Consider the following 9,763-nt stretch of genomic DNA (forward strand, 5'->3'; position numbering starts at 1 on the left):
GCCTCAAATTTCTTATTTAAGCAGAAAAATATATAGTGCGAACAGTAATATACAAATCGCGCTTATAGGTGCAGGGGGTATGGGATCTGAGGATACAAATACAGCCTTAAAACACGATGGTGTAAAATTAGTTGCTGTTTGTGACCTATATGATGGTCATCTCGAAAGAGCCAGGGAAAGATGGGGTAAGGACCTGTTTACAACAAAACAGTATAAGGAAATATTGTCCAGAAAAGACGTGGATGCCGTTATTATTGGTACACCTGATCATTGGCATAAACAGATTTCAATTGACGCTATGCGGGCAGGGAAACATGTTTATTGTGAAAAACCGATGGTCCATTCTATAGATGAGGGCCCCGATGTGATAAAAGTTCAGAAGGAAACGGGAATGGTATTCCAGGTGGGTAGTCAGGGAATGTCCTCACTTGGAAATGAAAAGGCCAAAGAATTATTGGCTCAGGGAGCAATTGGAGATATAAATTATGCAGAAGGGTTTTGGGCCAGAAGAAGCCCTACAGGTGCCTGGCAATACAATATCCCAGAGGATGCCTCCACAAAAACGGTAGATTGGGATACCTTTTTGATGAATACCAATAAAAGACCTTTCGATGCTACGCGCTTTTTCAGATGGAGAAACTACAAAGACTATGGCACCGGGATGTCCGGAGACCTTTTTGTTCATCTTTTTTCGAGCCTTCATTTTATTACCAATTCAAAAGGTCCAAATCAAATTTATTCATCGGGAGGATTGCGTTATTGGAAAGATGGCAGGGAGGTACCCGATGTTCTCCTGGGAGTATTCGATTATCCTGATTGTGAGGAACACCCTCCTTTTAACCTTTCATTGCGATGCAATTTTGTTGATGGCACGTCTGGCACAACCTATTTGAGAATAGTAGGTAGTGAGGGCTCTATGGATGTCCAATGGAGAAAAGTGATTTTAAGAAGAAATAATGAGCAATTTGACAGTGACCCATTTTTACAGGCCAAGGCATCTCAAACCGGGGGCGGTGGTTCCAGGAAAAAGATGCTTCCTCAGGAAGAAATTGTTTTTGATGCAGAGGAAGGTTATAAAGGAGCGCACTATGATCATTTTTCCAATTGGTTCAATGCTATCAGAGGGGGAAAAGCAGTATCTGAAGACGCAGTATTTGGTTATCGCGCGGCGGCCCCTGCTTTAGCTTGCAACGACAGTTATTTTTTAGACAAAGCTATAAAATGGGATCCTGTTGGGATGAAACTACTTTAAATTTGAAGATTATGAAACGGCGTATAGTGATTATTGGTATGGTCCTTTTAATTGGAGCCTGCAAGAATACAGAGAAGAAAACAGTGGAAATACCTACTGCAAAAGAAGCTCAAATAGTAACCACAGAATGGGTTGAACTCATGGAACCTTCAGACTGGAGGGGATACAATCAGGAATCCCTTCCATCAAATTGGTCAATTAAAGATGGTGTGATAGAATGTTATGGAGAAGGTGGAGATGTAGGAGGGGATATTATTAGTACAGAAACATATGAAAACTTTGAATTTGCTTTTGAATGGAAGATAACCAAAGGTGGCAATAGCGGTGCTTTTTATCACGTGGTGGAGGATACCATTTATCATTCACCTTATGAAACCGGACCGGAATATCAGCTATTGGATGATGTGGGTTTTGAAGAACCTATTGAGGATTGGCAAAAGACCGGCGCCAATTATGCTATGCATATAGCCAATGAAAACAAAACCCTGAAACCAGTAGGGGAGTGGAATACCAGTAAGATTATTTTTAATAAAGGTAAGGCCGAGCATTGGCTCAATGGTCAAAAAATTGTCGAATTTGATAAGAACTCCCAAGACTGGAAAGAAAAACGCAATAGTGGTAAATGGAATGATTATCCCGATTATGGTAAAACCAATGATGGTTATTTGGCTCTGCAGGACCACGGAGCGGGCGTATGGTTCAGAAATGTACGGGTAAAACGATTGTAAATATCAATACCCATTAAAACGAAAACTGCTCCTGTTTTTTCAGAAGCAGTTTTTTTGTGCCCACGACTGGAGTCGAACCAGCACGTCCTTTCGAACACTACCCCCTCAAGGTAGCGTGTATACCAATTTCACCACGTGGGCATTTTTACTAAAATTGCGGTGCAAATATAGCGAAGTATTTCTATTTGATGATTAATCATGCTTACTTCGTGCATCAAAAATCAACAATCATCAAAACTGTTTTCTAAGGATATAATAAAAAGGTTTGCGTTGGATTAGTTTTTAAGAATATTTGGTAATTCCTCGCTGTCTATGATGTATTCCGTTATGCTAAATACTTCTTTTCGATTGGACCTAAACAGTTTTACGAATTTTGACATTTTATCTTCCAGATCTTCGTGATCATCTATAAATTGCGGGTTTGAGCTCTGAACCGGATTTTCTACCATAAGGCCCAAATTCCCTTGGTGTGTGGTTACTTCCTTCATTAGGTCCATACTTTTATTCCGAATCTCAAAAAGGTTTTTCTGTATATTTTTTACCAGGTTAAGATTATCGTCTTTTGTAATCCAGATAATATACTTATCTATTAAATGATGTAAAAACCTGAGATCGTCTTTATAGAAGTTCAGATCTGACTTCCAATGATCTGTAAGAATATAAAGTTCTTGCCAGTTTACTTCTCCAATTTTATTTTGCTGAGTTGATTTATTGCTGTTATCCATGATAAATTTCCTTTTGGTTTGGAACTTAAAAGTAGTTTAGTTCATGACAAATTTTTATGATATAAGTCATGTAGAGCTTTTGTGACCAAAATCATGTTTTGCAGATCTAAAATGAGGTAAATTGACTTAATATTTAAATGAATTGTTATGGACACTATTCTTTATGCCACGGATTGCACCAAAAATTCGATCTCAACTTTAAACTATGCCTTGAATCTCAGCGAAACTGTAAAAGCCAAACTGGTTGTACTTCACATATATGATATTCCGCCTGTAAGAACATCCAATATTAGGTCGCCTGAACAATTAGAAAAACTGGCAATGAATGAGCACAAAGAATTACTGGAAGATTATTGCCGAAAAAACCTAAATCAAAATTTAAGTAAAAATCAATTAATATGTGAGGTTGCAGAAAATACATCAATAAGCAAAGGAATTATAGACAGAATAAGTAAAGCTAATATTGATTTACTAATCATTGGGATGAAAGATGAACATTCTTCACGAGGTTTCTTTAGTGGAAATATTGCGAATAAATTAATAGATAAAAACCTTTGCCCAATACTAATTATTCCTCCTCATCATAATTATAAAAAGGTAAAAAAGATTGCTTATGCCAGTGATTTTGAATCTTCTGATATCATTGCAATAGAAAAATTAGCTGTAATAGCAGAACGCTACAATGCAGAAATAGAGGTGGTGCATATCCCTACAATGGATGAATATGCCGCTATGCAACAAATGGAATGGTTTAAAGAATTATTGAAAGTGCAGGTAGCATATAAAAACATTAGTTTTCACATGGTTTTGGCCAATAGTATTGAACAGGGATTAAGGATACACATAAGTGATACGAATGCAGATATATTAAGTATGCTGGAAAGAGAAAATAAGAGTCTCTTTGCTTCTATTTTTAATAAAGATATTATAAAAAAAATGGAGACCTTAGTCACTATTCCAATACTTTGCTATAATTCCTAAAGTCAGGACTTAGCAATTTAAGATTCAGTTAATAATTGTGCCATCTTCCATTTCTATGATCCGATCTGTACGATTTGCAAAATCTAAATCATGTGTAACGACCAATAAAGAAAGTCCTTCCTCTTCCTTTAACCTCTTAAATATTTGGAAAACATTTTCAGCATTATAACTGTCAAGATTACCCGTTGGTTCATCGCCCATTAAAATATCGGGATTATTTATAAGTGCTCTTGCAATAGCCACGCGTTGTTTTTCTCCACCAGAAACCCGTGAAGCTCTTTTTTTAGCCAAATGTCCAATATTCAGCATATTTAATTTTTCCATTGCATCGTGTTCAATTTCTTCATAGGTTTTGACTGCCAGTTTTTTAGAGGGAAGCATCACATTCTCCAGGACACTGAATTCTGACAGCAGATAGTGAAATTGAAATACAAAACCTATATGCCTGTTCCTAATTTGCGACAATTCCTTATTCGGTTTTCCGGTTATGAGTTCTTCATTTATAAATAACTCACCTTCATAGTCTGTGTCCATGGTGGAGAGGATATAAAGCAGGGTGGATTTTCCAGAACCCGATTTACCCATAATAGAGGCAAACTCTCCTTCTTTGACGTTAAAACTAATATCTTTTAGGACATGAAAATCTACGGGTTTTCTAAAATGCTTATTAATTGTTTTGGTTTCCAGTACCGTTCCCATAATCGTTAATTAGGTTCCTCGAATTATACGCACAGGATCTATTTTTCTTGCTTTATTGGAAGGTAAGTATCCGGCAATAAATGTAGATATCAGGGCAAATACAATTCCAATAACATAATAGCCTGGGTTATAATTTACCGGGAATGTACTAATTGTTGGTAGTGCTTGGGTTTCGAAAGGTATATTATCAATTACTCTGGATAAAAAAAAGCCTATTATCAACCCAATAATTCCTCCTGCAACCCCAATTATCATGGCCTGACTCATAAAAATAAGTTGAACATCCTTCCCCGAAAACCCAGTTGCCTTGAGAATAGCTATGTCTTTCATTTTTTCATAAATAAGCATATTAAGAATATTATAAATTCCAAAACCCGCCACAATGAGCAGGGTTATTGAAACGGCGTAGGTTATTATATTTCGAATATTACTTCCAGTTTCGAATTGAGCATTTGCTTCATTTATGTCAGTTGCTTTAATTTTAAACTGTTTTTCTAACTGCCTGGCCATGGGTACTGCTTTTGCGATGTCATAGAGTTTTATATTGATATCTGTAACATAATTTTCGGCTTCTCCTTGTATTTTCTGTACAGTTTTAAGATTTGCAAAACTTTGAACATTGTCTATTTCCGCAATACCGCTCTGATAGATACCAACTATCTTTAAAGGAAAAACAGTGCCTTTAACAGTACTTATTTGTATTCGGTTCCCAACGTTCAGTGACATTTTTTTAGCAAGACCGGATCCCAGTAAAATACCATTGTCTGTATTTCTGAGTGCCTCCGGGCTACCTTCAACAATATTATCCTTAATATTTGATAAGCGCACTTCCTCCATAATATCTACACCCACAAGGTTACCACCTAATTCAATAGAGCCCGATAAATAAAATATCTGGGCACGAAGTTGAGGTGTTGCACCTTTTACATTTTCCTGATCTTTTAAATAATGTAATATCGGAAGGGCATTATGTATTTTCAGCTGGCTTTGTTTTGGCCTGATGGAGTGTATAACATTTAAGCCACCGTCAAATTTTTCATATAAAGAAATTGGCTGTTCCGCGGAAGGTTCAATTTCATTATACATATGGATATGTGGGGTCTGGTTAAGAACAAGATCGTCTAACATTCCATTCAAACCCGTCATAAAACTTACCAATGTAATATAGGCCCCAATGCCAAAAGTAACTCCCAACGATGCCGTTACGGTAGACTTCATCTTGGTTAACAAATGTGTTTTGGCAATACCTAGTATGACTTTCCAATTTGTCATTATTCTGGCTTTAATAGATAGGTTTCAGCATCCAGACCAGATCGAACTTCTATACGTTCCATATCTTGTATCCCTGTAACTATTTCTATAATTCCCATTTCGGTCTTCACTTGGTTTTCGCCTATAAGATATGCCTTAGGAATGGTCAGAGCATTTTCTTTTTGAGAAACAATAATATTGCCCTCTCCTGCCAATCCGGGATAAAGTACTTCCGGAGTATCTATGAATAAAGCTTCAATTTTGAAAGTCTGAGATCGTTCATCCTTTCTCGGATAAATTTTGTTAACGATTGCAGAATATACTTCTGACCCATAAGCATCAAGAGTAATTAAAGCGGTTTGACCAATTTTCAGCTTAACAATATCAACTTCGTCAACTAACATTTCAATTACAAAATCATCTGCACTTCCTATAGCCGCAATAGGTTCCATCGTATTAATTATTTCGCCCTGATTTTTGTAAAGCGCATAAAGTTTTCCGTTGATTTTACTTTGTACTGTAAAATCTTCGGTAGCAATCAAAGCGGTTTGGTAATTATTCTCCGCCTGCTTTAGTTTTGTTTTTAATTCTGACTTTGTTCTTTCAAAATTGCCTTTTAGTAAAACCAAATTATTGCCTGATAATTCATATGCCAGTTTTCGATTTTCGTATTCTACCTGGGATCCTATATTTTGATCCCAGAGATTTTTCTGCCTTGTAAAATTTACAGAATCATTTTTATACTTAAGTTCCGCTGCATTTAATTCATCAATTAACGCTCTTATGATAGCATTGCTACCACTGTAATTATCTCTTGCTAATTCAAGATTTAGTTTTGCATTTTCAGTGTTTAATTTAGGAGTATTGTTAATGATTTGGGCTATGGGGGCGCCTTTTGAAACCGAATCGCCTTCGTCAACAAAAGTTTTATCGAGAATACCTCCTACAGCTGCATATACCTGATAAAGGCTATCAGGCTGAATGGTTACCGAGGAATATACAGATTCTGTAATGGTTGCTTTTAAAGGCAATATTTTTTCCGGGCCATCATCACATCCTAAAAAGACAGAAAATATAATTAAGCTAAAAAAAAATCTACATGTAAAAGGAATGTATCTCATTAAGCTTATGTTGAGTTGTTGGATCTTAATTAACTTGCTAACTATTAACTTTTTCCAAAAGAAATTCAAGTTTAGGTTTTTGCTTTCTGCTCATGGGTATTTGATGTTCATCTATCTCCACAGTTTTACAACCGAATTTTTCAACCTTGTTTAAATTTACAATATATGATCTATGAATCCTAAGAAATCTATCTTTAGGTAGCTTGTCCGAGATTGATTTCATAGTACTCAAAGCAATAACTTTTTCTTTATCAGTGATTATCTTTATATAATCACCTAAAGCCTCCACCCATTTAATTTCTTTAATATTAATACTCTTGTTTTTCATATTACTCCGCACAATCAAAAATTCTATGTCTTCGTCAATTATATTTCCTTTGTAGGATTGTTTTTTGAGCACTTTTTTTACAGCATTTTCAAAACGATCATTATTTAGGGGTTTTAATAAAAAATCAGTTACATCATAGTCAAAGGCCTTTAGGGCATAATCCGAATTACCGGATATTATTATGACCTCTATTTTCTGATCCATAGATTCCAGAAGACTGAAACCATCAATACAAGGCATCTCAATGTCGAGAAGAATTAAATCTATTTTATGGTTTTTAAGGATTCTATTAGCGTCTATGGCATTACTGCTCGTTGCCACCAGGTTAAGATGATCATGATTCCTCACAAACCGGGCTATGATATTACATTGTACTTTTGAGTTTTCTACAACTAATGTTCTTAAGGGCGAATCTCTCATAACAATTTATAAAGATAGTTATCCGGGAAAATTCTATGATCTCTGATGATTATCTATTGACAAACAAAACTACGTGCATTGTTAATTAACACAAATGATTTTAATCATTATTACAAATGCTATTCTTCTGGTCTGGAAAAAATGCTTTTAGGATTAAGACTTGTTAAAGATTATCAAATAGGCTTTACTTGTTTTTTAATTTCCTCTTCTTTTATTCAATTATAAACTAAGAGCAATACTATTTAATGCATTAGGTGGCAAAATCCTGGGTAACGGCAAAATGAGCATAATAAATGAAAAAGAATTAGAGAAAAATGACATTTGTCACTTTCTAGCTGAATTGGGATACTTAGTTTAGCTTTTTTGAAAAAATGAAGGAACTACTAACTCGTTTAATAAGCAGGGATAAAAAAATAAATTTAATTTCGGTAACTATCGGTATTGTGTATCTATGGTTTGGGCTGCTAAAATTTTTTGCTGGTGTAAGTCCGGCTGAGGACCTTGCAAAAGCCACAATAGACCGGTTGACACATGGATTTCTGTCCCCTGAGCTATCAGTACTCCTGCTTGCAATTTGGGAAACCATAATTGGGTTGCTGTTAATTGGAAATATTTTTCAAAAATTTGCTTTGAAACTGGCTTTGATCCATATTATCCTGACTTTCTTGCCAATTTTGTATTTTCCCGATCTTGTATTCTCTGCGACTCCTTTTGGCCTTAGCCTTTTAGGTCAATACATAGTTAAAAATGTAATCATTCTTGGAGTCCTAATTGTCTTGCTTAAAGACACTAATAAACTTTAGTTTTAACCTGCGCTCTTATTGTTTTTGGCCAGGTTAATTAGTATCTCTAAATTAGAGGATAGTATAATGGAATAATTATAACCAGACTTCAATCAACAATGATAAATGTCATAGTTTACCATTATACTCCGTACGATCTTTATTACAAACTCTAAATAGTATTATTATGACAATAAATATTCAATATGTTCAAATGCCAACCAGCGAATCAATGACTGCTATTATTACTTCTAAATTGGAAAAATTGGCAAATAAATATGATTGGATCATTAAAGCGGATGTCTTTTTTAAACTAGAAAATGACCCATCTGGTTTAGGCAAAATATGTGAAATACGATTAAGTGCACCTGGTCCCAGATTATTTGCTAAATCTAATCAGGATAATTTTGAAAAGGCGGCCGCCACTACAATAAAGGAATTGGAAAACCAGCTCAGAAAGAGAAAGGAAATCTTTAAAAAGTATTGAATAGGAAAATTTAATTAAACAATTATGAAAAAAATATTAGTCCCGGTAGATTTTTCGGAACATGCAGGATATGCACTTGAAGTCGCTGCTAAACTGGCAAAGGATTCTGGTGCAGAGATTATTGTACTTCACATGATGGGTCTTTCAGAAGCCTATTTAACGAAAAGTGAATCTGATGAAGCTGCAGAGGCTCATTTTTATATGAAATTGGCAAAAAAACGTTACGAAACTTTTTTAAATAAACCTTTTTTAAAAGGTGTTAAGGTTACCGAAATGGTTCAAAACTATAAGATCTTTAGTGAAATAAATGAGGTAGCCAAAGAAAACAACATTGACCTGATAATTATGGGCTCACATGGGGCAAGTGGGGTTAGTGAGATTTTTGTAGGGTCCAATACTGAAAAAGTAGTGCGTTCCTCTGATATTCCTGTTTTGGTAATAAAAGAGCCATCTCCTTTGTTTACTCCTAAATTAGTTGTTTATGCCTGTGATCTTCGGGTAGAGAGTATAAAAGCATACCATAGTGCAAGGGCTCTTTTTGAGAATTGGGACCTTAAGCTTCATCTGGTATATGTTAATTTACCTAATGAAGAATTCATGAGCACAGGAGAGATTAAAAAGAAAGCAGAATTTTTTCTTAAAGTTGCTCATAATGGTGCTGTTCCCTCTAATACCGAAATGATTTATGTCTCAGATTATTCGATTGAGAGAGGCATATTTAATCATGCGAATGATATACAGGCCGATTTAATAGCGATTCCTACCCATGGAAGAAGCGGAATAGCACATTTTTTTAAAGGAAGCATTGGTGAAGATGTGGTGAATCACGCAAATTTACCTGTGATTACTTTTAAGGTTTAGTCAAAGCTTACATTTTGCTTTCGGAATATTCATTCCTAATCTTAAAGGATGCATGTTTTTGATAAGAATATTAATATTTTCCATTTACTTTCCGAAGCTGTATCGGAGGGAATAATAGTGGTTAATCA

The 9,763-nt window shown here is 35.3% G+C and carries 11 protein-coding genes and 1 tRNA gene; 6 read left to right on the forward strand and 6 right to left on the reverse strand.

The genetic code is table 11. The annotated features are described in order from the left end of the window. Both WBN20_RS13545 and WBN20_RS13550 read left to right on the forward strand, forming a co-directional pair. Positions 1-1,252: Gfo/Idh/MocA family protein (locus WBN20_RS13545; protein ID WP_424282077.1), on the forward strand; the 1,252-nt coding region annotated here is incomplete at its 5' end. 11 nt (positions 1,253-1,263) lie between these two features. Next, entirely contained in the window at positions 1,264-1,980 is a 717-nt protein-coding gene (locus WBN20_RS13550; protein ID WP_424273760.1) for a 3-keto-disaccharide hydrolase, read from the forward strand. A gap of 57 nt (positions 1,981-2,037) precedes the next feature. On the opposite strand, the gene WBN20_RS13555 is transcribed toward WBN20_RS13550, so the two are convergent. Together WBN20_RS13555 and WBN20_RS13560 are read right to left on the reverse strand one after the other, a co-directional pair. Next, positions 2,038-2,121 (reverse strand) — tRNA-Leu (locus WBN20_RS13555). Between the two features lie 134 nt (positions 2,122-2,255). Next, positions 2,256-2,705 (reverse strand): hypothetical protein, encoded by a 450-nt coding sequence (locus WBN20_RS13560; RefSeq protein WP_424273761.1) that lies wholly within the window; start codon positions 2,703-2,705, stop codon positions 2,256-2,258. A gap of 147 nt (positions 2,706-2,852) precedes the next feature. On the opposite strand from WBN20_RS13560, the gene WBN20_RS13565 reads away from it, so the two are divergent. Further along, positions 2,853-3,686, forward strand: coding sequence for a universal stress protein (locus WBN20_RS13565; protein ID WP_424273970.1), 834 nt, complete (start codon positions 2,853-2,855; stop codon positions 3,684-3,686). Positions 3,687-3,710: 24 nt separating this feature from the next. Here WBN20_RS13565 and WBN20_RS13570 read toward each other — a convergent pair whose 3' ends face one another. From WBN20_RS13570 to WBN20_RS13585, 4 genes are read right to left on the reverse strand one after another with little or no spacing between them, the layout of a single operon-like run. After that, on the reverse strand, positions 3,711-4,385 hold the full coding sequence (locus tag WBN20_RS13570; protein WP_424282078.1) for an ABC transporter ATP-binding protein: 675 nt from the start codon (positions 4,383-4,385) through the stop codon (positions 3,711-3,713). A gap of 9 nt (positions 4,386-4,394) precedes the next feature. Beyond that, positions 4,395-5,657 carry an ABC transporter permease gene (locus tag WBN20_RS13575; RefSeq protein ID WP_424282079.1) on the reverse strand — a complete coding sequence of 421 codons (1,263 nt, stop codon included), beginning with the start codon at positions 5,655-5,657 and terminating at the stop codon, positions 4,395-4,397. After that, the gene (locus WBN20_RS13580) at positions 5,657-6,757 is read right to left on the reverse strand and encodes an efflux RND transporter periplasmic adaptor subunit (RefSeq protein ID WP_424282080.1); all 1,101 of its coding nucleotides are present in this window, start codon (positions 6,755-6,757) and stop codon (positions 5,657-5,659) included. The genes WBN20_RS13575 and WBN20_RS13580 overlap by 1 nt, the downstream gene beginning before the upstream one ends. 37 nt (positions 6,758-6,794) lie before the next feature. Next, positions 6,795-7,505 (reverse strand): LytR/AlgR family response regulator transcription factor, encoded by a 711-nt coding sequence (locus WBN20_RS13585; protein ID WP_424282081.1) that lies wholly within the window; start codon positions 7,503-7,505, stop codon positions 6,795-6,797. A gap of 371 nt (positions 7,506-7,876) precedes the next feature. Here WBN20_RS13585 and WBN20_RS13590 point away from each other — a divergent pair, with 371 nt between their 5' ends. The 3 genes from WBN20_RS13590 to WBN20_RS13600 all read left to right on the forward strand — a co-directional run bounded on the left by WBN20_RS13590 (position 7,877) and on the right by WBN20_RS13600 (position 9,635). Next, positions 7,877-8,308: a doxx family protein gene (locus tag WBN20_RS13590; RefSeq protein ID WP_424272746.1), complete on the forward strand. Its 432-nt coding sequence runs from the start codon at positions 7,877-7,879 to the stop codon at positions 8,306-8,308. 166 nt (positions 8,309-8,474) lie between these two features. Continuing rightward, the gene (gene hpf / locus WBN20_RS13595) at positions 8,475-8,774 is read left to right on the forward strand and encodes a ribosome hibernation-promoting factor, HPF/YfiA family (protein WP_424272747.1); all 300 of its coding nucleotides are present in this window, start codon (positions 8,475-8,477) and stop codon (positions 8,772-8,774) included. Between the two features lie 24 nt (positions 8,775-8,798). Next, the gene (locus WBN20_RS13600) at positions 8,799-9,635 is read left to right on the forward strand and encodes a universal stress protein (protein WP_424272748.1); all 837 of its coding nucleotides are present in this window, start codon (positions 8,799-8,801) and stop codon (positions 9,633-9,635) included. Positions 9,636-9,763 lie beyond the last annotated feature (128 nt).

Source organism: Eudoraea sp. (assembly GCF_049665975.1).
Taxonomy (GTDB): Bacteria; Bacteroidota; Bacteroidia; order Flavobacteriales; family Flavobacteriaceae; genus Eudoraea.